The sequence below is a fragment of the Streptomyces sp. RK62 genome, assembly GCF_018070255.1.
Taxonomy (GTDB): domain Bacteria; phylum Actinomycetota; class Actinomycetes; order Streptomycetales; family Streptomycetaceae; genus Streptomyces; species Streptomyces nigra.
Genome location: NZ_JAGPYD010000022.1, coordinates 47527 through 71183 on the forward strand (window position 1 = coordinate 47527; position 23657 = coordinate 71183).

A 23657-nucleotide genomic window follows, 5' to 3' on the forward strand; every position below is an offset into this window, starting at 1 on the left:
GTCGACGGGCCCTGAGGGCCCGTCAGGCCACCGCGCTGAGCGTGTCCGCGAGGCGGCGGCGGGCCGCCCGGGACGCCGGGAGCGCGGCCAGCGCCGTCGCCCCCGCCACCGCCGCCGCGCCGAGCAGCAGCAGAAGCCAGGCCGACGGCCCCGCGGCGATGCCGGAGCCGATCCCGCTGGACGCCCCCTGTGCGTCGATGAGCCAGTGCGCGAGCGGCACGCCGAGCCCCGTGGCGAGGATCGCGGCGACGAGCGCGGTGCAGCCGGTCGACACGACGGTGATCGCCGTGATCTGCCGTGGCGACAGACCGATGGCCTTCAGGGCCAGCAGATCGCGCTCGCCCTCGCGGACCGTCCCGCCGATCGCCGTCAGCAGTTCGATCAGCCCGATGAGGGCCAGGACGACGATCAGCCCGACGATCACCCCGCGCAGCGGCGAGAGCCCGTCGGCCGGGTTCGGCACGGCGTGCACGTCGAGGTGTCCCTCCCCGGCGGCCGTCAGCCGGTCGGCGACCGCGTCCGGGTCGGCGCCGGGACGCAGCCGCAGTTCGTAGAGCGTGGGGCCGAGCCCGGGGTCGTTCTCGCGGAGGGTGTCGAGGGAGGTGGAGATGACGCGGCCCGCGTTCTCCGGTTCGATGCTGCGGCCCACGATGTGCAGGACCTGCGGCTGGTCGCCCACGGTGATCCGGACCCAGTCGCCGACCCGTGCGTCCAGCAGGGCCAGCAGACCCTGGCCGGCCACCGCCTCGTCGCGGCCCGTCGCGGCACGGCCCTCGGCCAGGGAGTACGGGTAGGGGTCCTGCCGGGTGCCGAGCCCGCGCAGCGCGATCGTCGCCGTCTGCCCCGGGACCAGTGCCGCCACCTCGACCCCCGGATAGGCGGCCGCGACCTGCGGGTCGTCCTCCAGGACGGTCCGGGCGGCCCGGTCGGTCAGCCCGGAGTCGGCGTGCACGGTGAGCGAGGTGGGCAGGCCGACCTGCTCCGGCCGGCCGTCGAAGCGGTCGATCGTCGTCCAGGCGCTCATCGCGACCACGATCAGCAGCAGCGGCAGCGCCAGCCGCGCGACCGTGGCCGGCGACCGCAGCCGTCCGCTGAACGCGCGGTGCCAGCCCAGCACCAGCGCCGGCGGCAGCCGTAGACCCAGCGCGCTCCGGGCCGCACCGGACAGACGCCCGCCGGGGGAGGCCGCCCGCCGCGGCACCGGCACCGGAGGCACCCGCCCCGCCCGCCACGCGGCCAGCCCCGTGGTCGCGCCGATGAACAGCACCACCGCCACCGGCACCACGAGCAGTGCCACCGTGTGCCCTGGCAGCCCGTGCCACACGCCGACCGCGTCCCCGAGCCGGCCCGGTATCCGGCTGCCCAGGCCCTGGACCACGGTCGCGGCGGCCAGCGTGCCCAGGAGCGCGTACGCGAGGTGCTGGATCAGGAAGACCCGGACGACCTGGCCCGGGGTGAACCCGATCGCCTTCAGCACCGAGATGTCCCGCAGATGCCCGCGGATCCGGGTGCCGATCGCCCCGTGCACGGCCAGCCCCGCCGCCACCAGGGCGCCCAGCCCGAACAGCCCGAGCACCTGCCCGAGCAGCCGGTTGTCGCCCTGGGCCTCGGCGCGGGCCTGCTTCCAGGTGGAGACCTCGCTGACCGCGCCGGAGCCGAGCACCGTCACGGCGCGCTGGACGGCGTAGTCGGTGTCCTCGGGGTCGGTCAGGCGCAGCGCGACCACCCGCCCCCTCGGCTCGCCCACCGCGGACGGCTGCGCCCACACCAGTCCGGGCTGCTCACCGGGCCGGTAGCGCTTCTCCGCGCTGTCCGCCACGCCGAGCACGGTGACCGTGCGGTCCGTGCCGGGCAGGGTGAGGGTGTCGCCGGGAGCGGCGAGCAGGGCCCGGGCCAGGCGGCTCTCCAGGACCACCCCGTCGGGGTTCGCCGGGTCCAGCCAGTGCCCGGAGGTCAGCAGGGGGCGGCCGACGGACGGCTCCTCGGGGGTGCCGCGCAGTTCGACGGCGGCGCGGGCGCCGCGCGAGGCCAGGGTGGCGGAGGCGGTGGGGTAGGGGCCGGTGACGGACTCGACGCCGTCGAGGCCGGTCAGCTTCCCGGTGTCGGCGGAGGGCGCCGTGTGCAGCCACACATGTGCGCCGCGCGCCTGGGTGAAGACGCGCTGCCAGGGATTGGTGGCGTATCCGAAGAGGGCCGTGGCCAGCAGCAGCGAGACCACGATCCCGGCCGTGGCGAGCACCAGGAACAGCGCCTCGCCGCGGTGCGTGCGCAGATCGGAGTGCGCCCAGCGCAGGGTGGCTCGCATGGCCTCAGCCCCTCGGCCCGGACGCGGGGCGGCGGTCGTACTCCGGCATGTCAGTCCCTGAGCTCCAGCACACCGGACGCGCCGGTCCGGCGGGGCGGGGCGCCGCCGTCGAGCGTCGCGTCGTCGGCTATCCGGCCGTCGAAGAAGCTGATCACGCGGTCCGCGGCACTCGCCAGCCGGGCGTCGTGGGTGACCAGGACGATGGTCTGCCCGCGCTGGTGGAAGCGGGTCAGCAGCCGCATCACCTCACGGGTGCCCTTGCTGTCCAGGCTGCCCGCGGGCTCGTCGGCCAGCAGCAGCGGCGGACGGTTGACCAGGGCCCGGGCGAGCGCCACCCGCTGCTGCTCGCCGCCGGACAGCTCGCCCGGCATGCTGCGCTCCTTGCCCACGAGCCCCAGCTCCGCCAGCAACTCCACGCGCTCGGCGCGGGCCCGCTTCGGCGGGACGCCGGCCAGCAGGGCGGGCAGCTCGACGTTGTCGGCGACGGACAGGTCGGAGACCAGATTGAAGAACTGGAACACGATGCCGATGCGCTTCCTGCGCTCGACCGCCCAGCGGGCCTCGCGCCAGCCGTCCGCGCACTCGCCGTCCAGCCAGATGCTGCCGCTGTCCGGGCGCTGCAGACCGCCGAGCAGATGCAGCAGGGTCGACTTGCCGGCACCGGACGGGCCGGTGACGGCGACGAACTCGCCGCGCCGGACGGAGAGGTCGACACCCCGCACGGCATGGGCCGGGGCGCCCTCGCCGTGATGCGTCTTGACCAGGCTCTCGGCGCGCAGCACAGGAGTGGGGTCGTCGCTCACTCCAGCTCCTCCAGCTCCTCCTGGCACCGTTCCAGCCAGTCGAGGTCGGCCTGCAGGTGCAGCATCGCGCCCTCGATGAGCAGATGCGCGATGCGGTTGTCCCGGTTCTCGGCGGCGGCCAGCTTCGACAGATGACGCATGGTGTTCAGGTACTGGCGCCGCTGTCGGTTGATGAGGGCGATCTGGTCGGTGAGGCCGGTCTGCGGGGCCAGGGCCAGTTTCATGAAGAACTCGTCCCGCACCCGAGGCTCGTCCTCGGTCTCCTCGAACCAGGCGCGCAGCGCCTCACGCCCGGCGTCGGTGAGGTGGTAGACCTTCTTGTTGGGCCGGCCCGACTGCTCGACGTCCTCGCCCTCTATGAGTCCCGACTTCTCGAGACGGCCGAGGGTGACGTAGATCTGGCCGACGTTCGGCTGAGGGTACGCGGAGCCCAGCATCAGCTCAAGGTCCTGCTTCAGCTCGTATCCGTGCGCCGGGCCGCGCGCCAGCAGGGCCAGGAGGGGCAGCCGCACTCGTGCTCTCCTCCCGATCCCGAGCCAATGTGCCGCGAACCCTAGTATCGCGCATACCTAACGGGTATACATGGCCTCTGTCCCCGGGCGACGACGCCCGGTGCCAGGTGTACAGGGAGGAACCTATGCGGTGGATCCACGCCGCCGGTAGGGGCCTTCTCGTCCTCGTCGTGATCCTGACCGGCTACGTCGCCTCCGGGGCCCACGCCGACGACGGTCCCGGGGCCGGCCGCGGGCCGATGACCCTGGCCACCGCGGGCGACCTCACCGGGTACCTCGGCTCCGTCCTGGAGGGCTGGAACCGTACGCATCCCGACGAGCGGGTCACCCTCGTCGAGCTGCCCGACTCGGCCGACGAGACCCACGCGCAGATGACCACCGACCTGCGCGACGGCGACCGCAGCCGCTTCGACATCCTCAACATCGACGTCAGCTGGACCTCGGAGTTCGCCGCCCAGGGCTGGATCCGCCCCCTGGAGCGCGACCGCTTCCCGCTGGACACCTTCCTGAAGCCGGTCGTCGGCACGGCCACCTACGACGGACGGCTGTACGCGGTCCCGTACGTCACCAACGCCGGCCTGCTGCTGTACCGCAAGGACATCCTCGCCGAGGAGGGCGTCGCCCCGCCGCGCACCTGGGCCGAGCTGGAACGGGCGGCGCGGACCATCGCGCCCAAGCACGGACTCGACGGGTACGCGGGTCAGTTCCTGCCCTACGAGGGGCTCACCGTCAACGCCGCCGAGGCGGTGTACTCGGCGGGCGGCTCCATCCTCGGCGACGAGGGCGAACGCGTCACCGTCAACTCCGAGGCGGCCCGCGACGGCATCGACTTCCTCGCCCGCGGGGTGCGCGAGGGCTGGATCCCGAGACAGGCGCTCACCTACAAGGAGGAGGAGTCCAAGCAGGCCTTCCAGGACGGGCGCCTGCTGTTCCTCCGCAACTGGCCGTACGCCTACGCCGTCGCGTCGGCCGAGGGCTCACCGGTCGCCGGGAAGATCGGCGCCGTACCGCTTCCCGGGCCCGACGGACCCGGCACGAGCGTGCTGGGCGGTTCCAACCTCGCCGTCAGCACCCATGCCCGGCACCCGGACTCGGCGGCCCGGCTGCTCGCCTATCTGACCAGCGAGCACGTCCAGCGCCAGGTGCTCACACGCGGCGCCCTGCCGCCCGTACGGGCCGATCTCTACGAGGACCCGGAGCTGGTCCGGAGGTTCCCGTATCTGCCGACGCTGCGCGAGAGCGTGCGGACGGCCGCCCCACGCCCCAAGAGCCCGCGCTACGGCCAGGTGAGCCTCGTGGTGCAGGCGGTCGTGCGGGACGCCATGGCCGGGCACGACACGCCCGAGGCCGCGGTGCGCCGGCTGGCGCGCGAGCTCGACGCCATCGCGCGCTGAGCCGTCCCGGCACCGCTCACCTACTTGCATGTTAGGTAACGGCGACATCTCATCCTCCTGAATCCCGTACGGGTATGCCCGGATTTGCCGTGCCAACTGTTCGGTAGCTTGCGCCATTTCATTGACACCCCTCTGAAACAGATACCTAACATGCATGCATGCTGAGTAAGTACCACTGGTGGCGCGACGCGGTGATCTACCAGGTCTACGTCCGCAGCTTCCTCGACAGCACCGGCGACGGTGTGGGCGACCTCGCCGGGGTCCGCGCGGGGCTGCCGTATCTCAAGAAGCTCGGGGTCGACGGGATCTGGCTGAGCCCCTTCTACCCCTCGCCGCAGCACGACCACGGCTATGACGTCGCCGACTACTGCGACGTCGACCCGCTCTTCGGGGACCTCGCCGAGTTCGACCTGCTGGTCACGGCGGCCCGCCGGCTCGGCGTCAAGGTGCTGCTCGACATCGTCCCGAACCACTGCTCCAGCGAGCACCGGTGGTTCCAGGAGGCGCTGGAGGCCGGCCCCGGCAGCGCGGCCCGCGCCCGCTTCCACTTCGCCGACGGACGTGGTGCCGACGGCAGCGAGCCGCCCAACAACTGGCACGCCATGTTCGGTGGCCCCGCGTGGAGCCGGGTCACCGAGGCGGACGGGCGGCCCGGCCAGTGGTACCTGCACATGTTCACCCCCGAGCAGCCCGACTGGAACTGGCGCAACCCCCAGGTCGGCGCCGAGTTCGACCGGGTCCTGCGGTTCTGGCTCGACCGGGGCGTCGACGGCTTCCGCATCGACGTCGCCGCCGGCCTATTCAAGCACCCGGAGCTGCCCGACTCCGACGACCCGGAGGCGGACGCCCGCACCCGCGACTCGGTCAACCCGCTGGCCTGGAACCAGCCCGAGGTGCACGCGGTGTGGCGCTCCTGGCGCTCCATATGCGAGGAGTACACGGAGCGGGACGGCCGCGAACGGCTCCTCGTCGGCGAGGTGTCCGTGCCCACCGCCCGCGAACACGCCCTGTACGTCCGCTCCGACGAGCTCCACCAGGCGTTCTTCTTCGACCTGCTCAGCGCCCCCTGGGACGCCGACGCCTTCCGCAAGGTCATCTCCGAGGCCATGCAGGACATCGCCGGCACCGGCTCCACTGTCACCTGGGTGCTCAACAACCACGACCAGGTCCGCACCGTCACCCGGTACGGCGAGCCCGCGCCCGAGGGCAGCGGCGTCGGCGCCGCCCGTGCCCGCGCCGCCGCGCTGCTGATGCTGGCGCTGCCCGGTGCCGCGTACATCTACCAGGGCGAGGAGCTGGGCCTGCCCGAGGTCGTCGACCTGCCGGACGACGTGCTCACCGACCCGATCTTCCGCCGCACCGGCAGCCGTGCCCGGATCCGTGACGGCTGCCGGGTGCCGCTGCCCTGGTCCGGGCAGGCGTCACCGTTCGGCTTCACCTCCGGTGTGGAGAGCGCCAAGCCCTGGCTCCCGCAGCCCGAGTACTTCGCCGAGTACGCCACCGACCGGGCGCTGGCCGACACCCGCTCCTTCTGGCACCTGTACCGCGACGGTCTGCAACTGCGTTCCGCGCTGCCCCAGTTGGGCGAGGGGACGCTGCGCTGGCTGGACAGCCCGCCCGGTGTCCTGGCCTTCGCCCGCGGCGACGGCCTGGTCTGCGCCGTCAACTTCGGCACGGCCGCCACCTCCGCGCCGGTCTCCGGCACCCCGCTGCTGTCGAGCGGGCCCTGCCCGGCCGGGGTGCTGCCCGGCTCCACCGCCGCCTGGTGGATCAGCGACGGGACCGAGTCACCCGCCGCCCCCTGACCCCCCGCACCTCCCGAAACTCCGGAACCTCCGGCCGTTCTTCCCATTCCCCGAAGGGACATCGATGATGATGCGACGCCGTACCACCCTGCTCACCGGCTGTACCGCCCTCGTCCTGGCGCTCGGCGCGACCGCCTGCGGCGGCGGCCCCGTCTCGGCCGGCGGCGGCGACAAGGCACTCGACGGACAGACGGTCACCGTGGCCGGAGTCTGGACCGGCACCGAGCAGAAGAACTTCCAGAAGGTGCTGGACGCCTTCAGCGAGAAGACCGGCGCCAAGACGACGTTCGTCTCCACCGGCGACAACGTCTCCACCGTCGTCGGCAGCAAGATCGAGGGCGGCAACGCCCCCGACGTCGTGATGGTCCCGCAGGTCGGCGTTCTGAAGCAGTTCGCGCAGAAGGGCTGGCTGAAGCCGCTGTCGGCCACCGCCCAGAAGTCCGTGGACGCCAACTTCGCGCCGGTCTGGAAGAACTACGGCAGCGTCGACGACACCCTGTACGGCCTCTACTTCAAGGCCGCCCACAAGTCGACGGTCTGGTACAGCCCCGACGCCCTCGCCCAGGCCGGCGTCGAGCCGCCGACGTCCTACGACGACCTGCTGAAGGCCGGGCGGACCGTCTCCGACTCCGGGCTCGCCGCCTTCTCGGTCGCCGGTCAGGACGGCTGGACGCTGACCGACTGGTTCGAGAACGTCTACCTCTCCCAGGCCGGCCCCGAGAAGTACGACGCCCTCGCCACGCACCAGCTGAAGTGGACCGACGCCTCGGTGGTGAAGGCGCTGACCACGCTCGGCGAGCTGTTCAAGGACAAGCAGCTGATCGCGGGCGGCCAGAAGGGCGCCCTGAACACCGACTTCCCGGGCTCCGTGGAGAAGGTGTTCGGCCCGAAGCCCGAGGCCGGCATGGTCTACGAGGGCGACTTCGTCGCGGGCGTCGCCAAGGACCAGTTCGGCCGGAAGATCGGCGAGGACGCGAACTTCTTCCCGTTCCCGGCGGTCGGCGGCGGCAAGCCGCCCGTCGTCAGCGGCGGTGACGCGGCCGTCGTCCTGAAGGACGGCAAGAGCCAGAAGGCCGGCATGGCCCTGCTGGAGTACCTGGCCACCCCCGAGGCCGCCGCCGTGTGGGCCGAGGCCGGCGGCTTCCTGTCCCCGAACAAGAACGTCGACCTCGCCTCCTACGGCGACGACGTCACCCGCGAGACCGCCAAGTCGCTGGTCGCCGCCGGTGACTCGGTCCGCTTCGACATGTCCGACCAGGCCCCGGCGGCCTTCGGCGGCACCAAGGGCGCCGGCGAGTGGAAGCTCCTCCAGGACTTCCTGCGCGACCCGTCCGACCCGAAGGGCACCGCCGCGAAGCTGGAGGCCGCGGCGGCCAAGGCCTACGAGGGCCAGGGCTGATCCGTCATGACCGCGACCCTCGTCAACGAGGCGGGGCCCCGGCCGCCCGCCGCGAGCCCCGGCGCGACCCGCGCCCGGCGCTCGCGGCGGCGCGCCCGCGTCATCGCCGTGCTCTTCGTCCTGCCCGCGCTGCTCCTGCTGGGCGCCCTGGTCGTCTACCCGGTGCTGTTCTCCGTCGGCCGCAGCTTCTTCGACGCCTCCGGCACCCGCTTCGTCGGCGGCGACAACTACAGCGAGATGTTCCGGGACCCGGCCACCCTCAAGGCCATCCGCAACACCACCATCTGGGTCGTGGTGGCCCCGGCCCTGCTCACCGGCCTCGGCCTCATCCTGGCCGTGCTGGTGGAGAAGGTCCGCTGGGCGACCGCGTTCAAGCTGCTGCTGTTCATGCCGATGGCCGTGTCCTTCCTCGCCGCCGGCATCATCTTCCGGCTCGCCTACGACGAGGACCCGGACAAGGGCGTCCTCAACGCCGCCGCGGTCTCCGTGCACGACATGTTCCAGGACACCTCGGCCTACCCGACGGCCCGCGCCCGCGACGGGCAGGGCCTGACCAAGGCGGCCGACGGCTCCTACCGCACGACCGACACCGTCGCGCCCGGGAAGAGCGTTCCGCTGGGCCTGGTCGGCGTCCTGCCCGCCGACCTTCCGGACGGCGCCGGACCGGCGTACGAGGCCGCGCGGCGCACGGCCGGCGCCGGTGAGCTGACCGGGGTCGTCTACCTGGACTTCACCCCCGGCGGGGGCGGGGAACAGGGCGTCGTCGACCGGCGCGAGAGCGGACTGCCCGGGATGAAGGTCGAGGCGGTGCGCGCGGGGGAGACCGTCGCCACCACGACCACGGCGTCCGACGGCTCCTTCCGCTTCGAGGACCTCGACGACGGCTCGTACACGGTGCGGCTGCCGTCGTCGAACTTCGCCGCCCCCTACGAGGGCATCTCCTGGCTCGGTCCCACGCTCGTCACCCCGGCGATCATCGGGGCGTACCTGTGGATCTGGACCGGGTTCGCGATGGTCCTGATCGGCGCGGGCCTGTCCGCGCTGCCCCGGGACTCGCTGGAGGCGGCCCGGATGGACGGCGCCAACGAGTGGCAGATCTTCCGCCGGATCACCGTGCCGCTGCTCGCCCCGGTCCTCACCGTCGTCTTCATCACCCTCGTCATCAACGTGATGAAGGTCTTCGACCTCGTCTACATCATCGCGCCCGGCCCGGTGCAGGAGGACGCGACCGTGCTCGCGACGCAGATGTGGCTGGTGTCGTTCGGCGGCGGCAACAACCAGGGCCTCGGCAGCGCCCTCGGCGTGCTGCTCCTGCTGCTGGTCATCCCCGCCATGGTCTTCAACGTCCGCCGCTTCAAGAGGAGTCAGCGATGAACGCGGTCAGGCGCGGCCTGGGCAACTCGCTCGTGCAGGCCTTCCTCGTGGTGATCGGCCTGGTCTGGCTGACCCCGCTCGCCGGGCTGTTCCTGTCGTCGATGCGGTCCGCCGAGGACACCGCGACCGGCGGCTGGTGGACGGTCTTCACCAGCCCCGGACAGCTGTCCTTCGACAACTACTCGGCCCTGCTCGCCAACTCCGGGATCACCCAGGCGTTCTGGAACACGGTCCTGATCTCGGTGCCGACGACCGTGCTGGTGGTGGTGCTCGCCGCCCTCGCCGGGTACGCCTTCGCCTGGCTGGACTTCCCGGGCCGCGAGGCGATCTTCCTGCTCGTCGTGGCGCTGCTCGTGGTCCCGGTGCAGATCGGCCTGCTCCCGGTCGCCAAACTCTTCGGCCAGCTCGGCCTGTTCGGCACGATCCCGGGCGTCGTCCTCTTCCACGTCGCCTACGGTCTGCCGTTCGCGGTGTTCCTGCTGCGGAACTACTTCGCCGAGATGCCCAAGGAGATGCTGGAGGCCGCCCGTATGGACGGCGGCAGCGAGTGGCGGATCTTCACCCGCCTGGTGCTGCCGGTCGGCCGCCCGGCGATCGCCTCCCTGGCCATTTTCCAGTTCCTGTGGGTCTGGAACGACATGCTGGTGGCCCTGCTCTTCGCCGACAGCTCCTCCCAGCCGCTGACCGTGGAACTCCAGTCCCAGATCCGCCAGTTCGGCAGCAACATCGACGTCCTGGCCCCGGGCGCGTTCCTGTCCCTGGTGGTCCCGGTGGTGGTCTTCTTCGCCTTCCAGCGGCACTTCGTGCAGGGGGTGATGGCGGGCTCGGTGAAGTAGCCGGTCCCCCATACGAGTTCGGGCCCCGCTTCTCAGGAAGCGGGGCCCGAACTCGTATCAGAGACCGGTCAGGGAATCGCCGGCGGATACAACGACCGCGGCAACTGCGCGGCGGCCGCCGCGTCCAGGAGCCACAGGGTGCGGGAGCGGCCGCGGGCGCCCGCCGCCGGGGCCTGGATCTCGCCCGCGCCCGAGAGGGCGATCGCCGCCGCCTCGGCCTTGTCCTCGCCGGCCGCCAGGAGCCACACCTCGCGCGCCGCGCGGATCGCGGGGAGCGTGAGGGTGATGCGGGTCGGCGGGGGCTTGGGGGCGCCGTGGACGCCGACGACCGTACGCTCCGTCTCCCGTACCGCGGGCAGTTCCGGGAACAGGGAGGCGACGTGCGTGTCGGGGCCCACGCCCAGCATCAGGACGTCGAACGTGGGCACCGAGCCGTGGTTCTCGGGGCCCGCGGCCCGCGCCAGCTCCTCCGCGTAGGCGGCGGCAGCCGCCTCCACGTCCGAGCCGAACGGTCCGTCCGAGGCGGGCATGGCGTGCACCCGCTTCGGGTCCAGGGGCACCGAGTCCAGCAGGGCCTCACGGGCCTGCGTGACATTGCGCTCCGGGTCACCCTCGGGCAGGAACCGCTCGTCGCCCCACCACAGGTCCAGGCGGCCCCAGTCGACGGCGTCCCGGGCGGGCGCCGCCGCCAGCGCGGCCAGCAGGCCGTTGCCGTTGCGGCCGCCGGTGAGGACCACGGACGCCGAGCCCCGGGAGGCCTGGGCGTCCACGATCTTCGTGATCAGCCGGGCCGCCGCGGCCTGGGCCATCAGTTCCTTGTCGCGGTGCACGACCAGCTGCGGGGTGTTCACTTGGCCGCCGCCTTCTTCACCGGTTCCCCCGCCGTCGCTTCCTTCGCCGGGGCTTTTGCGGCGTCTTCGACAGGAGTCTCGGCCGCTTCTCCTTTGGCCGGCTCGTCCTGCGCCGCCTTCCCCGTCTCCGTGGGCCGGGCGGGCGCGGACGCGTGGAGCTTCTCCACGCCGAAGCGCAGCGCCGACGCGTAGGTGTCGTCCGGGTCCAGCCGGCGCAGCTCCTCCGCGATCAGCTCGGACGTCTCCCGCCGCTTCAGCGCCACCGCCCGGTCCGGCTGCCCCTCGATGGACAGCGTCGCCAGCGAGCCGTCGGCCCGGTCGAGGACGATCGGGCCGCAGTCGGTGTCCAGCCGTACCGCCGTCAGACCGGGGCCCGACGACAGGGACCGCTGCACGGGGACGTCCAGCCGGTCCGCGAGCCACATCGCCAGCAGCTCACAGCTCGGGTTGAACTCCTCGCCCTCCACCTCGACGGCCTTCACCTCGCAGACCACCTGGTCCAGGGCCGCCGCCAGCATCGAGCGCCACGGCGTGATCCGGGTCCAGGACAGGTCGGTGTCGCCCGGCGTGTACGTCCCGGCGCGCGCCGACAGCTCCCGCACCGGCTGCTCCGCTGCGTAGGTGTCGGTGACCCGGCGCTGGGCGAGCGCGCCCAGCGGGTCGTTCGCCGGGTCGATGGGCGCGTTCACCGGCCACCAGACGACCACGGGGGCGTCCGGCAGCAGCAGGGGCAGGACGACGGACTGGGCGTGCTCGGACACCTCGCCGTAGAGGCGAAGCACCACCGTCTCGCCCGTGCCCGCGTCGGCGCCGACCCGCACCTCGGCGTCCAGCCGGGACTGCGTGCGGTCCCGGGGCGAGCGCGAGACACGCTTGATCACCAGCAGGGTGCGCGAGGGGTGCTCGCGCGAGGCGTCGCCGGCGGCCTTGAGGGCGTCGTAGGCGTTCTCCTCGTCCGTGACGATGACCAGCGTCAGCACCATGCCGACGGCCGGCGTGCCGATGGCCCGCCGCGCCTTCACCAGCGCCTTGTTGATCTTGCTGGCCGTGGTGTCCGTGAGGTCTATCTTCATGGCCGGCGCCAGCTCCGTCCCTCTCGTGCGAGCATTTCGTCCGCCTCGACGGGACCCCAGGTGCCCGCCGGGTACTGGGCGGGCCTGCCGTGCCGGTCCCAGTACTCCTCGATCGGGTCGAGGATCTTCCAGGACAGCTCGACCTCCTCGGTGCGCGGGAAGAGGTTCGAGTCGCCGAGCAGGACGTCGAGGATCAGCCGCTCGTACGCCTCGGGCGAGGACTCCGTGAAGGACTCGCCGTACGCGAAGTCCATCGACACGTCCCGGATCTCCATGGAGGTTCCGGGCACCTTGGAGCCGAAGCGGACGGTGACGCCCTCGTCGGGCTGGACGCGGATGACGATCGCGTTCTGGCCCAGCTCCTCGGTGGCCGTGGAGTCGAAGGGGGAGTGCGGGGCCCGCTGGAAGACGACCGCGATCTCCGTGACGCGCCGGCCGAGCCGCTTGCCGGTGCGCAGGTAGAAGGGGACGCCCGCCCAGCGGCGGTTGTCGACCGACAGCTTCACCGCGGCGTACGTGTCGGTCTTGGAGTTGGGGTCGATGCCCTCCTCCTGGAGGTACCCGACCGCCTTCTCGCCGCCCTGCCAGCCCTCGGCGTACTGCGCGAACACCGTGTCGCGGCCGAGGTCCTTCGGCAGCCGGACGGCGCCGAGCACCTTGGTCTTCTCGGCGGCCAGCGCGTCCGCGTCGAAGGAGGCCGGCTCCTCCATGGCCGTGAGGGCCATGAGCTGGAGCAGGTGGTTCTGGATGACGTCGCGGGCGGCGCCGATGCCGTCGTAGTAGCCGGCGCGGCCGCCGATGCCGATGTCCTCGGCCATGGTGATCTGCACATGGTCCACGAAGGACCGGTTCCAGATCGGCTCGAACATCGTGTTGGCGAACCGGAGCGCCAGGATGTTCTGGACGGTCTCCTTGCCCAGGTAGTGGTCGATGCGGAAGACCTGGTCCGGGGCGAAGACCTCGTGGACGACCTTGTTCAGCTCCTCGGCGGAGGCCAGGTCGTGTCCGAACGGCTTCTCGATGACCGCGCGGCGCCAGGAGCCGCCCGTCTGGTCGGCGAGCCCGTGCTTCTTCAGCTGCTGGATGACCACCGGGAAGGAGCGCGGCGGCACCGACAGATAGAAGGCGAAGTTGCCGCCCGTGCCCTGGGCCTTGTCCAGCTCCTCGATGGTGGCGCGCAGCCGCTCGAAGGCGTCGTCGTCGTCGAAGGTGCCCTGCACGAAGCGCATGCCCTGGATGAGCTGCTGCCAGACCTCCTCGCGGAAGGGGGTGCGGGCATGGGCCTTGACCGCGTCGTGGACCTCCTGGGCGAAGTCCTCGTTCGCCCACTCACGGCGGGCGAAGCCGACCAGCGAGAAGCCCGGCGGCAGCAGGCCCCGGTTCGCGAGGTCGTACACAGCGGGCATCAGCTTTTTACGTGACAAATCGCCCGTAACGCCGAAGATCACCAGGCCCGACGGCCCCGCGATACGCGGGAGCCGTCGGTCGGCGGCGTCACGAAGCGGGTTCGCTTCCGTGACGTTGAAGGGTGGCAAAGGGATCAGCCCTCCGAGGGGGCGAGGCGCTCCAGCTCCGCCTCGGTCGACTTGAGCAGGTCGTTCCAGGACGCCTCGAACTTCTCGACGCCCTCTTCCTCCAGCAGCTGCACGACCTCGTCGTACGAGATACCGAGCCGCTCGACGGCGTCGAGGTCGGCGCGGGCCTGCTCGTAGGTGCCGGCGATGGTGTTGCCGGTGATCTCGCCCTTCTCCTCCACCGCGTGCAGGGTGGCCTCGGGCATGGTGTTGACCGTGTTCGGCGCCACCAGCTCGTCGACGTACAGGGTCGGCTTGTAGGCCGGGTCCTTCACACCGGTCGAGGCCCACAGCGGACGCTGCTTGCGGGCGCCCGCCTTCTCCAGCGCGTTCCAGCGGTCGGAGGAGAAGACCTCCTCGTACGCCTGGTAGGCGAGCCGGGCGTTGGCGATGGCGGCCTTGCCGCGCAGGGCCTTGGCCTCGTCGGTGCCGAGCGCGTCGAGACGCTTGTCGATCTCGCTGTCCACGCGGGACACGAAGAACGACGCCACCGAACGGATCTGCGAGAGGTCCAGGCCCTTGGCCTTCGCCTTCTCCAGACCGGCGAGGTAGGCGTCCATGACCTCGCGGTAGCGCTCCAGCGAGAAGATCAGCGTGACGTTGACGCTGATGCCGAGGCCGATGACCTCGGTGATCGCGGGGATGCCGGCGCGGGTGGCCGGGATCTTGATGAGCGTGTTCGGGCGGTCCACCAGCCAGGCCAGCTGCTTGGCCTCGGCGACGGTCGCGTGCGTGTTGTGCGCGAGACGCGGGTCGACCTCGATGGAGACCCGGCCGTCCTGGCCGTCCGTGGCGTCGTAGACCGGGCGCAGGATGTCGGCCGCGTCCCGGACGTCCGCCGTGGTGATCATGCGGATGGCCTCTTCGACCGTGACCTTGCGGGCCGCGAGGTCGGAGAGCTGCTGGTCGTAGCCGTGGCCCTCGCTGATGGCCTTCTGGAAGATCGTCGGGTTGGTGGTGACACCGACGACGTGCTGCTGGTCGATCAGCTCGGCCAGGTTGCCGGACGTGATGCGCTGGCGTGACAGGTCGTCCAGCCAGATCGCGACGCCTTCCTCGGAGAGGCGCTTCAGTGCGTCTGTCATGGAAAATCAAACTCCTACGTTGCGTATGTGAGCGTCAGCGCCGGGCCGCGGCGAGGGATTCCCGCGCGACGGCCGCCACGTTCTCGGCGGTGAAGCCGTACTCCCGGAAAAGGACCTTGCCGTCGGCGGAAGCGCCGAAGTGCTCCAGCGACACGATGCGGCCCGCGTCGCCGACGTACTTGTGCCAGGTCAGACCGATCCCGGCCTCGACCGCGACACGCGCCCTCACGGACGGCGGCAGGACGCTGTCCCGGTACCCCTGGTCCTGCTCCTCGAACCACTCCACGGACGGCATGGACACGACGCGCGTCGGCACCCCGTCGGCCTGGAGCCGCTCGCGCGCCTCGACCGCCACGTGCACCTCGGAACCGGTGGCGATCAGGACGACCTCCGGCTCTGTGCTCTGCCCGGAGGGCCCTTCCGCCTCGAACATCACGTAGCCGCCGCGGACCGTGTCCTCGTTGGCCTCGTACGTCGGCACACCCTGACGGGTGAGCGCCAGACCGTGCGGGGCGCCCTTGCCGTACTCCTTGGTCCAGCGCCGCAGGATCTCGCGCCAGGCGATCGCGGTCTCGTTGGCGTCCGCCGGGCGGACGATGTTCAGACCGGGGATGGCGCGCAGCGCGGCCAGGTGCTCGACCGGCTGGTGCGTCGGGCCGTCCTCGCCGAGGCCGATGGAGTCGTGCGTCCACACGTACGTCACCGGCAGGTGCATGAGGGCCGACAGCCGCACCGCGTTGCGCATGTAGTCGGAGAACACCAGGAAGGTGCCGCCGTAGATGCGGGTGTTGCCGTGCAGCGCGATGCCGTTCATCTCCGCGGCCATGGAGTGCTCGCGGATGCCGAAGTGGATCGTGCGGCCGTACGGGCTGGCCTCCGGCAGCGGGTTGCCCTCGGGCAGGAACGACGACGTCTTGTCGATCGTCGTGTTGTTCGAGCCCGCCAGGTCGGCCGAGCCGCCCCACAGCTCCGGGATGACCGCGCCGAGCGCCTGCAGCACCTTGCCGGACGCAGCGCGCGTCGCCACACCCTTGCCGGGCTCGAAGACCGGGACCTTGTCCTCCCAGCCGGTGGGCAGCGCGCCCTTGGCGATGCGGTCGTACTCGGCGGCGCGCTCGGGGTTGTTGTCCCGCCACTGCTGGAAGGACTTCTCCCACACGGCACGGGCCGCCTGCCCGCGCTCCAGGGCACCGCGGGTGTGCGCGAGGACCTCGTCGGAGACCTCGAAGGTCTTCTCCGGGTCGAAGCCGAGGACCCGCTTGGTGGCCGCGACCTCGTCGTCACCGAGCGCCGAGCCGTGCGCGGCCTCGGTGTTCTGCGCGTTCGGGGCCGGCCAGGCGATGATCGAGCGCATCGCGATGAACGACGGGCGGTCGGTGACGTTCTTGGCCTCCTGGATCGCGTCGTAGATCGCGTTCGGGTCCAGGTCGCCGTCCGGCTTGGGGGCGACGCGCTGCACGTGCCAGCCGTACGCCTCGTAGCGCTTGACCGTGTCCTCGGAGACGGCCGTCTCGGTGTCGCCCTCGATCGAGATGTGGTTGTCGTCCCACAGCAGGATCAGATTGCCCAGCTTCTGGTGCCCGGCCATCGAGGACGCCTCGGCGGAGATGCCCTCCTGCAGACAGCCGTCACCGGCGATGCAGTAGATGAAGTGGTCGAACGGGGAGGTGCCCGCGGCGGCCTCCGGGTCGAACAGACCGCGCTCGTAGCGGGCGGCCATGGCCATGCCGACGGCGTTGGCGACACCCTGGCCCAGCGGGCCGGTCGTCGTCTCCACACCCGTGGTGTGGCCGTACTCCGGGTGGCCGGGAGTCTTCGAGCCCCACGTCCGGAACGCCTTGAGGTCGTCCAGCTCCAGGCCGAAGCCGGCCAGGTAGAGCTGGGTGTAGAGGGTCAGGGACGAGTGGCCGGCGGACAGCACGAAGCGGTCCCGCCCGACCCAGTCGGCGTCCGAAGGGTCGTGCCGCATCACCTTCTGGAAGAGGGTGTAGGCGGCGGGCGCCAGGCTCATCGCCGTACCAGGATGGCCGTTACCGACCTTCTGTACGGCATCTGCGGCCAGGACGCGGGCGGTGTCCACCGCCCGCTGGTCCAGCTCGGTCCACTCGAGGTCTGTGGTGGTCGGCTTGGTGCTCACCCTGGGTCAGGGCTCCTCTCCACATGTCGGTTGCCGGCGTCACGGGCACGCGCCCACCGGCTGCCGGCGTACTCGGCGTCGGCCGGCCGTTGTCGAGCCTACCCCCGGAAGTACGTGCGTTTTTTCGACTCATCCCAGACTGCCGGGAGACTTCGGGATGTGCCTGTCGGCCGCGTCGTTCCGGGGCTCGGCACATGAATACGCACCCTGTCATCCGAGCGCTCAATCGAGCCATCGCGCGCCCTTCGGACCACGCCCCCAACACGACCCGACCCCCGCGACGGTCCGGGTCTGGGCAACGTCTACAGTGGCGTGGTACGCGCGAGCCTTTACCGGGACTTCACACGGTCGGGCTTGCTGGGATGTCTCTGTCAGGGGTGTGCGTGACGGCCGTTGAATCCCGTCCAGCGGGGATTGTCGGGACGAGCCAGAGCCCGAGCCGACGGCCGATCGGGGCCCGGGTCGCGGCGTTCGTGGCGCTGACCAAGCCGCGGATCATCGAGCTGCTGCTCATCACCACCGTTCCGGTGATGTTCCTGGCCGAGCGGGGCGTTCCCGACCTCGGACTGGTGCTCCTCACCTGTGTGGGCGGTTACCTCAGCGCGGGCGGCGCAAACGCGCTCAACATGTACATCGACCGCGACATCGACGCCCTGATGGACCGCACCTCCCAGCGCCCCCTGGTCACCGGGATGGTCAGCCCGCGCGAGTGCCTGGCCTTCGGCATCACCCTCGCGGTCGTGTCGACGCTGCTCTTCGGCCTCACCGTCAACTGGCTGTCGGCGTGGCTGTCACTCGGAGCGCTCCTCTTCTACGTCGTCGTCTACACGATGCTGCTCAAGCGCCGTACCTCGCAGAACATCGTCTGGGGTGGCATCGCGGGCTGCATGCCGGTGCTGATCGGCTGGTCCGCCGTCACGAACTCGCTGTCCTGGGCGCCGCTGATCCTCTTCATGGTGATCTTCTTCTGGACGCCGCCGCACTACTGGCCGCTGTCCATGAAGGTGAAGGAGGACTACGCGCGCGTGGGCGTGCCGATGCTCCCCGTCATGGCCTCCAACAAGGTCGTCGCCAAGCAGATCGTCCTCTACAGCTGGGTGATGGTCGCGGTCTCGCTGCTGCTGACGCCGCTCGGCTACACGGGCTGGTTCTACACCGCGGTCGCGCTCGCTGCGGGCGGCTGGTGGCTGTGGGAGGCGCACGCGCTGCAGAACCGTGCGAAGGCCGAGGTGACCGGCGCGAAGCTCAAGGAGATGCGCCTGTTCCACTGGTCGATCACCTATGTCTCGCTGCTCTTCGTGGCCGTCGCGGTCGACCCCTTCCTGCGCTGACACGCCGGGATCTCCGCCGCTGACACGCTGAGGCGCGGGTCACGCACCCCTCCCGTCGCCAAGCGATCTACTGATCGGTAGCATCCTGACCATGGCAGACGACACGCAGCAGGCCGACGACCGCAAGGTGACCCGCCTCGCCCACCGGATCAACGCCTTCGCCACGTCCCACGGCGGTGCCGAGGCCCAGATCGCGTACATCGGCGAGCGCGGCGCCCGTATCGTCCTCGTGGGCGAGGACGGCGGCTGGGGCGACCTGGTGGCCCCCACGTTCGAGACCGCCGAGAAGGCCGTCGAGAAGGCCGGGATCACCCGTCACGAGACCTTCGACGGCGAGCTCGCGGCAAAGGTGCAGACCGGCCCGTACGAGTGGAAGCGGATGGCCGGCATCCAGATCGGCGGCTGAGAGCCCGCCCGTCTCTCCCCAACACCTCGGCGCGGGTTCACCCGTTAGGACGTGTGGAGCACGCCACGTCCAAGCCACGGGGAGCCCGGATGATCGACACGCCGTCCCTCGTGGACCAGTACTGCCACGGCGTACTGAGAGCGGAACTGGGCCTCGGCACCTTCGAGGCCCAGCTCGCCCGCACCGAGGGACCGCCGGCCCCCGGCACCACGCTCTTCGACACCCAGACAGGCTTCGCCGTACGGCGCTGGTGCCCCCCGCTCCTCGGCCTGGAGCCGCACTGCCCGCCCGCCCGCTATCTGGCCCGGCGCCGCGAACTCGGCGTCTGGGAGGCCGGCCGGCGGCTGCTGCGGGGCAGTGGCATCACCACCTATCTGGTCGACACCGGGCTGCCCGGCGACCTCACCGGCCCCCCGGAGATGGCCTCCGCCGCCTCCGCCGAGGCCCATGAGATCGTCCGCCTCGAACTCCTCGCCGAACAGGTCGCCGACACCTCCGGCACCGTCGAGTCCTTCCTCGCCAACCTCGCCGAGTCGGTGCACGCCGCCGCCGCGCACGCCGTCGCCTTCACCTCGGTCGCCGGTGTACGCCACGGCCTGGCGCTGGCCCCCGAGCCGCCGGGGCCGGGGGAGGTGCGGGGCGCGGCCGGGCGCTGGCTCGCCGACCGCGGCGTCGGCGGCGAGCTGACCGACCCGGTGCTGCTACGGCATCTGCTGTGGATCGCGGTGGCCTCCGGGCGGCCCCTCCAGCTGCACGCCGGGCTGGGCCAGCCGGGCCTGCGCATCGACCGCACCGACCCGGTCCTGCTCACCGACTTCGTCCGCGCCACCGCCGGCCTCGGCACCGACCTGGTCCTGCTGCACGGCTACCCGTACCACCGGCACGCCGCCCATCTCGCCGGTGTCTTCCCGCACGTCTACGCCGACTCCGGCGCCGCCCTGGTGCGCACCGGCGCCCGCGCGGCCACGATCCTCGCCGAGATCCTGGAGCTGGCCCCCTTCGGCAAGATCCTCTTCTCCAGCGGCGCCCAGGGCCTGCCCGAGCTGCACGTCGTCGGGGCACAGCTGTTCCGCGAGTCCCTCGCCCGGGTGCTCGGCGCCTGGGTCGCCGAGGGCGCATGGTCCCCGGCGGACGCGCAGCGTGTGGCGGAGATGGTGTCGTCGGGGAACGCCCGGCGGGTCTACGGCCTCCAGTGAGCGGGCTGTACGGTCCGGACGCCCCCGACCAGACTGACGGGATGCCGACCCCGACCGACGCCCTGCTCGACCGTTTTCTGACCGCCCTCGGACCGCTGGAGCCCGTCGCCGTCTGGGCGCACGGCTCGCTGGCCGGTGGCGACTACCAGGAGGGCCGCAGCGATCTGGACCTGATCGCCGTCCTGCCCGGCCCGCTCGCCCCGCGCACCCTTTGGCGCCTCGCGACGCTGCACGCCCGGCTGCGGACCGCCCCCCTCGCCCCGCTGCTGCACTGCTCGTACCTCACGCCGCAGACCCTGGACGATCCGGCGAGGCGCCATCTGACCTGGGCGCACGAGGAGCTGTTCCGGCGGCCGGTCACCCCGGTGACCTGGCGGGAGCTGCATGTCTTCGGGCGCGTGCTGCACGGCGAGGCGCCCGCCGCCCTGCTGCCCCCGGTGCCGGACCACGGGCTCGCCGCGTTCGTCGTCGCCGACCAGCGGGACTTCTGGCGGCCCGCCCTGGCGGACGAGCGGCGGTGGACCCGGGACGTCTGGGTCGACCTGGGCCTGATCACGTTCGCGCGGGCGAGCGTCACCGCGCGCGAGGGACGGCTGATCTCCAAACGGGAGGCGCTGGAGCTGCTGCCCGGGCTGGGGGCGCCGGCCGAGGTCGTCGCGGACGTCCACGGCCGGCGCTACGGCACGGCCGCGCCGGCGTCCGGCGTGTGGGCGGAGCGCAGGGCCGCGCTGACGCGGGCCTACCTGGGGCCGGCGATCGACGCGCTGGTGGCGTCGTACGGCTGAGCGGGCAGGTCGGGGACGGAGGTCTCCGGCCGCTCGCGCAGCGCCAGCAGCACCCGCAGCACCGCGATCCACACCAGGGCGGAGCCCAGCATGTGCAGGCCGACCAGCACCTCGGGCAGGTCCGTGAAGTACTGGACGTAGCCGATGACGCCCTGCGCGAGGAGGACCAGGAACAGGTCGCGGGTGCGGTCCAGCGGGCTCTTCGGGGCGTCGACGGCCTTGAGGACGAACCAGAGCGCGAAGGTCAGCGTCACCACGATCCAGGCCAGCACGGCGTGCAGCTTGGTCACGGTCTCCCAGTCGACCGGCATCCGCGCGACCTCGCTGGAGTCGCCCGCGTGCGGCCCGGCGCCGGTGACCACGGTGCCCGCCAGGATCAGCAGCACCGACGCGGCCACCAGGAACCACACGAGCTGCTGGATGGCCCTGCCGACCAGCGGACGCGGGGTCGCGTCCCCCTCACGGGTGCGCTGCCACATCACCGCGGCGACCGCGATGAGCGCCGACGACGCCACGAAGTGGGCCGCGACGGTGTACGGGTTCAGGCCGACGAGCACGACGATGCCGCCGAGCACGGCGTTGCTCATCACGATCCAGAACTGGGCCCAGCCCAGCCGGGTCAGGCCCCGCCGGTACGGCTTCGTCGAGCGGGCGGCGATGATCGCCCAGCCGACCGCCGCGCACAGCACGTACGTCAGCATGCGGTTGCCGAACTCGATCGCGCCGTGCAGGCCCATCTCGCGGGTGTTGGTGAGCGAGTCGTCCGTGCACTTCGGCCAGGTCGGGCAGCCGAGCCCGGAACCGGTGAGCCGGACGGCCCCGCCGGTGACCACGATGATCACCGACATCACGAGCGCGGCGAGCGCCGCGCGCCGGACGGTCCTCGGATCCGGGGTCCAGCGGGCGGCGATGAAGGCGAGCGGGTTGCGCACGGCGGCCTGGGCGTCGGCGCGGGTCAGGTTCTGCACGCGCACCATCGTAGGCCGCCGCTTGTGCACGCTTTCACGAGGGGGGGCGCCCGGCGGGGGCCGCGCGCTACTCCCAGCGGAAGAACCGGCCGGCCGCGGCGAGGCCCACGACCGCCCACACGGCCAGGATCCCCGCGTCGCCCCAGGGCATCGCGGAGCCGTGCTGGAGCACGTCCCGCAGCCCGTCGGAGAGCGCGGAGACGGGCAGCAGGGAGAGGACGTCCTGGGCCGCGTCGGGGAACTTGTCCAGCGGCACGATCACCCCGCCGCCGACCAGCAGGAGCAGGAACACCAGGTTGGCCGCGGCCAGCGTGGCCTCCGCCTTGAGCGTTCCGGCCATCAGCAGACCGAGCCCGGAGAACGCGGCCGTTCCGAGAACCAGCAGCAGGAGCACGGCGGCCGGGTTGCCGTGCGGCGACCAGCCGAGCGCGAAGGCGATCAGGGTCAGCAGGACGATCTGCAGCACCTCGGTGACCAGCACCGACACCGTCTTCGCCGTCATCAGGCCCCAGCGGGGCAGCGGTGAGGACGCCAGCCGCTTCAGCACGCCGTACCGGCGCTCGAAGCCCGTGGCGATGGCCTGCCCGGTGAACGCCGTCGACATGACGGCGAGCGCCAGAATGCCGGGGGCGAGGAAGTCGACGGCCTTCCCCTCGCCCGTGTCGACGATGTCGACGGAGCTGAAGAGGACCAGCAGCAGGGTGGGGATCACCACGGTGAGCAGCAGTTGCTCGCCGTTGCGCAGGAGCATCTTGGTCTCCAGCGCCGCCTGGGCCGCGATCATGCGGGGGAGCGGGGCCGCGCCCGGCTTCGGGGCGTACGTCCCGGTGCTCGTCGTGGTCATGAGCGCAGCTCCTTGCCGGTCAGCTCCAGGAAGACGTCCTCCAGGGTGTGCCGTTCGACCGAGATCCGGTCGGGCATCACGCCGTGCTGCGCGCACCAGGACGTCACCGTGGCGAGCAGTTGCGGGTCGACCTTGCCGCCGACCCGGTAGGAGCCGGGCGTCAGCTCGGCGGCCGTGCAGTCGGCGGGCAGCGCCTTGAGCAGGGAGCCCACGTCGAGGCCGGGGCGGCCGGTGAAGCGCAGGGTGTTCTCGGCGCCGCCCCGGCACAGCTCCTCCGGGGAGCCCTGGGCGATGACCCGGCCCGCGTCGATGATGGCGACGTCGTCGGCGAGCTGTTCGGCTTCGTCCATGTAGTGCGTGGTGAGGATCACCGAGACGCCGTCGGCGCGCAGGTCCCGGACCAGGTCCCAGGTGGCGCGGCGGGCCTGCGGGTCGAGTCCGGCGGTCGGCTCGTCGAGGAAGACCAGCTCGGGCCGTCCGACGACGGCCATGGCGAGCGCGAGCCGCTGCTGCTGGCCGCCGGACAGCCGGCGGTAGGAGGTCCGGCCGCAGCTCCCGAGCCCCAGCCGCTCGATCAGCGCGTCCACGTCCAGCGGGTGCGCGTGCAGCTTGGCGACATGGCGCAGCATCTCGTCCGCGCGGGCGCCCGAGTAGACGCCGCCGGACTGGAGCATCACGCCGATCCGGGGCCGCAGCGCGGCGGACTCGCGCACCGGGTCGAGGCCGAGGACACGCACCGTGCCGGAGTCAGGTCTGCGGTAGCCCTCGCAGGTCTCGACCGTCGTGGTCTTGCCCGCGCCGTTCGGTCCGAGCACGGCCGTGACGCCCGCCCGGGCCACCAGGTCGAGACCGTCCACCGCGGTTTTCCCGCCGTACCGCTTCACCAGGGCGTGGACCTGGACCACGGGCTCGTTTCGCATGGCTCAAGAGTCTAGGGAGAGCGCGGGTCCCCCGAACGGCCGGGTGCGCATCTCCCCGT

Annotated in this window: 20 protein-coding genes; 9 read left to right on the forward strand and 11 right to left on the reverse strand. The window is 71.9% G+C overall.

What is annotated here, in order from left to right; translation table 11 throughout:
- Positions 1–22: 22 nt before the first annotated feature.
- The 3 genes from KBY32_RS32295 to KBY32_RS32305 are packed head-to-tail and all read right to left on the reverse strand — an operon-like array spanning position 23 to position 3620.
- Positions 23–2305: an FtsX-like permease family protein gene (locus KBY32_RS32295; protein WP_210982580.1), complete on the reverse strand. Its 2283-nt coding sequence runs from the start codon at positions 2303–2305 to the stop codon at positions 23–25.
- A gap of 50 nt (positions 2306–2355) precedes the next feature.
- Positions 2356–3108: an ABC transporter ATP-binding protein gene (locus KBY32_RS32300; protein ID WP_055621468.1), complete on the reverse strand. Its 753-nt coding sequence runs from the start codon at positions 3106–3108 to the stop codon at positions 2356–2358.
- Positions 3105–3620: a PadR family transcriptional regulator gene (locus KBY32_RS32305; protein ID WP_055621467.1), complete on the reverse strand. Its 516-nt coding sequence runs from the start codon at positions 3618–3620 to the stop codon at positions 3105–3107. Before KBY32_RS32305 ends, KBY32_RS32300 begins: the two co-directional genes overlap by 4 nt.
- A gap of 125 nt (positions 3621–3745) precedes the next feature.
- Here KBY32_RS32305 and KBY32_RS32310 point away from each other — a divergent pair, with 125 nt between their 5' ends.
- From KBY32_RS32310 to KBY32_RS32330, 5 genes are all read left to right on the forward strand, one after another.
- A complete protein-coding gene (locus KBY32_RS32310) occupies positions 3746–5014 on the forward strand; it encodes an ABC transporter substrate-binding protein (RefSeq protein ID WP_210982581.1) in 1269 nt (422 codons plus the stop codon).
- A 158-nt stretch (positions 5015–5172) separates the two neighbouring features.
- Positions 5173–6819 carry a glycoside hydrolase family 13 protein gene (locus KBY32_RS32315; protein WP_210982582.1) on the forward strand — a complete coding sequence of 549 codons (1647 nt, stop codon included), beginning with the start codon at positions 5173–5175 and terminating at the stop codon, positions 6817–6819.
- Between the two features lie 67 nt (positions 6820–6886).
- Positions 6887–8218, forward strand: coding sequence for an ABC transporter substrate-binding protein (locus tag KBY32_RS32320; protein ID WP_210982604.1), 1332 nt, complete (start codon positions 6887–6889; stop codon positions 8216–8218).
- A gap of 6 nt (positions 8219–8224) precedes the next feature.
- Positions 8225–9592, forward strand: coding sequence for an ABC transporter permease subunit (locus KBY32_RS32325; protein ID WP_210982583.1), 1368 nt, complete (start codon positions 8225–8227; stop codon positions 9590–9592).
- Complete coding sequence (locus KBY32_RS32330; protein ID WP_055621464.1) at positions 9589–10428, forward strand: carbohydrate ABC transporter permease; 840 nt, start codon at positions 9589–9591, stop codon at positions 10426–10428. Before KBY32_RS32325 ends, KBY32_RS32330 begins: the two co-directional genes overlap by 4 nt.
- Before the next feature lie 68 nt (positions 10429–10496).
- Here the strand turns inward: KBY32_RS32330 and pgl are convergent, their stop codons facing one another.
- From pgl to tkt, 5 genes are read right to left on the reverse strand one after another with little or no spacing between them, the layout of a single operon-like run.
- A complete protein-coding gene (pgl, locus tag KBY32_RS32335) occupies positions 10497–11279 on the reverse strand; it encodes a 6-phosphogluconolactonase (RefSeq protein WP_210982584.1) in 783 nt (260 codons plus the stop codon).
- Positions 11276–12352: a glucose-6-phosphate dehydrogenase assembly protein OpcA gene (gene opcA / locus KBY32_RS32340; RefSeq protein WP_115506113.1), complete on the reverse strand. Its 1077-nt coding sequence runs from the start codon at positions 12350–12352 to the stop codon at positions 11276–11278. Before opcA ends, pgl begins: the two co-directional genes overlap by 4 nt.
- The gene (gene zwf, locus KBY32_RS32345; protein WP_055621460.1) at positions 12349–13887 is read right to left on the reverse strand and encodes a glucose-6-phosphate dehydrogenase; all 1539 of its coding nucleotides are present in this window, start codon (positions 13885–13887) and stop codon (positions 12349–12351) included. The genes opcA and zwf overlap by 4 nt, the downstream gene beginning before the upstream one ends.
- 5 nt (positions 13888–13892) lie before the next feature.
- A complete protein-coding gene (gene tal / locus KBY32_RS32350; protein ID WP_210982585.1) occupies positions 13893–15011 on the reverse strand; it encodes a transaldolase in 1119 nt (372 codons plus the stop codon).
- A 34-nt stretch (positions 15012–15045) separates the two neighbouring features.
- Positions 15046–17148 (reverse strand): transketolase, encoded by a 2103-nt coding sequence (gene tkt, locus KBY32_RS32355; RefSeq protein ID WP_210982586.1) that lies wholly within the window; start codon positions 17146–17148, stop codon positions 15046–15048.
- 362 nt (positions 17149–17510) lie between these two features.
- Between tkt and KBY32_RS32360 the strand changes: the two genes are divergently transcribed.
- From KBY32_RS32360 to KBY32_RS32375, 4 genes are all read left to right on the forward strand, one after another.
- The gene (locus KBY32_RS32360; RefSeq protein ID WP_247690308.1) at positions 17511–18479 is read left to right on the forward strand and encodes a heme o synthase; all 969 of its coding nucleotides are present in this window, start codon (positions 17511–17513) and stop codon (positions 18477–18479) included.
- A 91-nt stretch (positions 18480–18570) separates the two neighbouring features.
- Positions 18571–18885, forward strand: coding sequence for a hypothetical protein (locus tag KBY32_RS32365; RefSeq protein WP_055621456.1), 315 nt, complete (start codon positions 18571–18573; stop codon positions 18883–18885).
- An 89-nt stretch (positions 18886–18974) separates the two neighbouring features.
- On the forward strand, positions 18975–20081 hold the full coding sequence (locus tag KBY32_RS32370; protein ID WP_108706330.1) for an amidohydrolase family protein: 1107 nt from the start codon (positions 18975–18977) through the stop codon (positions 20079–20081).
- Positions 20082–20122: 41 nt separating this feature from the next.
- Positions 20123–20866, forward strand: coding sequence for a nucleotidyltransferase domain-containing protein (locus KBY32_RS32375; protein ID WP_210982587.1), 744 nt, complete (start codon positions 20123–20125; stop codon positions 20864–20866).
- Here KBY32_RS32375 and KBY32_RS32380 read toward each other — a convergent pair.
- The 3 genes from KBY32_RS32380 to KBY32_RS32390 are packed head-to-tail and all read right to left on the reverse strand — an operon-like array spanning position 20821 to position 23598.
- Entirely contained in the window at positions 20821–21843 is a 1023-nt protein-coding gene (locus KBY32_RS32380; protein WP_210982588.1) for a heme A synthase, read from the reverse strand. The genes KBY32_RS32375 and KBY32_RS32380 overlap by 46 nt on opposite strands.
- Positions 21844–21901: 58 nt before the next feature.
- Positions 21902–22678, reverse strand: coding sequence for an ABC transporter permease (locus KBY32_RS32385; RefSeq protein ID WP_210982589.1), 777 nt, complete (start codon positions 22676–22678; stop codon positions 21902–21904).
- A complete protein-coding gene (locus KBY32_RS32390) occupies positions 22675–23598 on the reverse strand; it encodes an ABC transporter ATP-binding protein (RefSeq protein WP_055621452.1) in 924 nt (307 codons plus the stop codon). The genes KBY32_RS32385 and KBY32_RS32390 overlap by 4 nt, the downstream gene beginning before the upstream one ends.
- Positions 23599–23657: the final 59 nt, after the last annotated feature.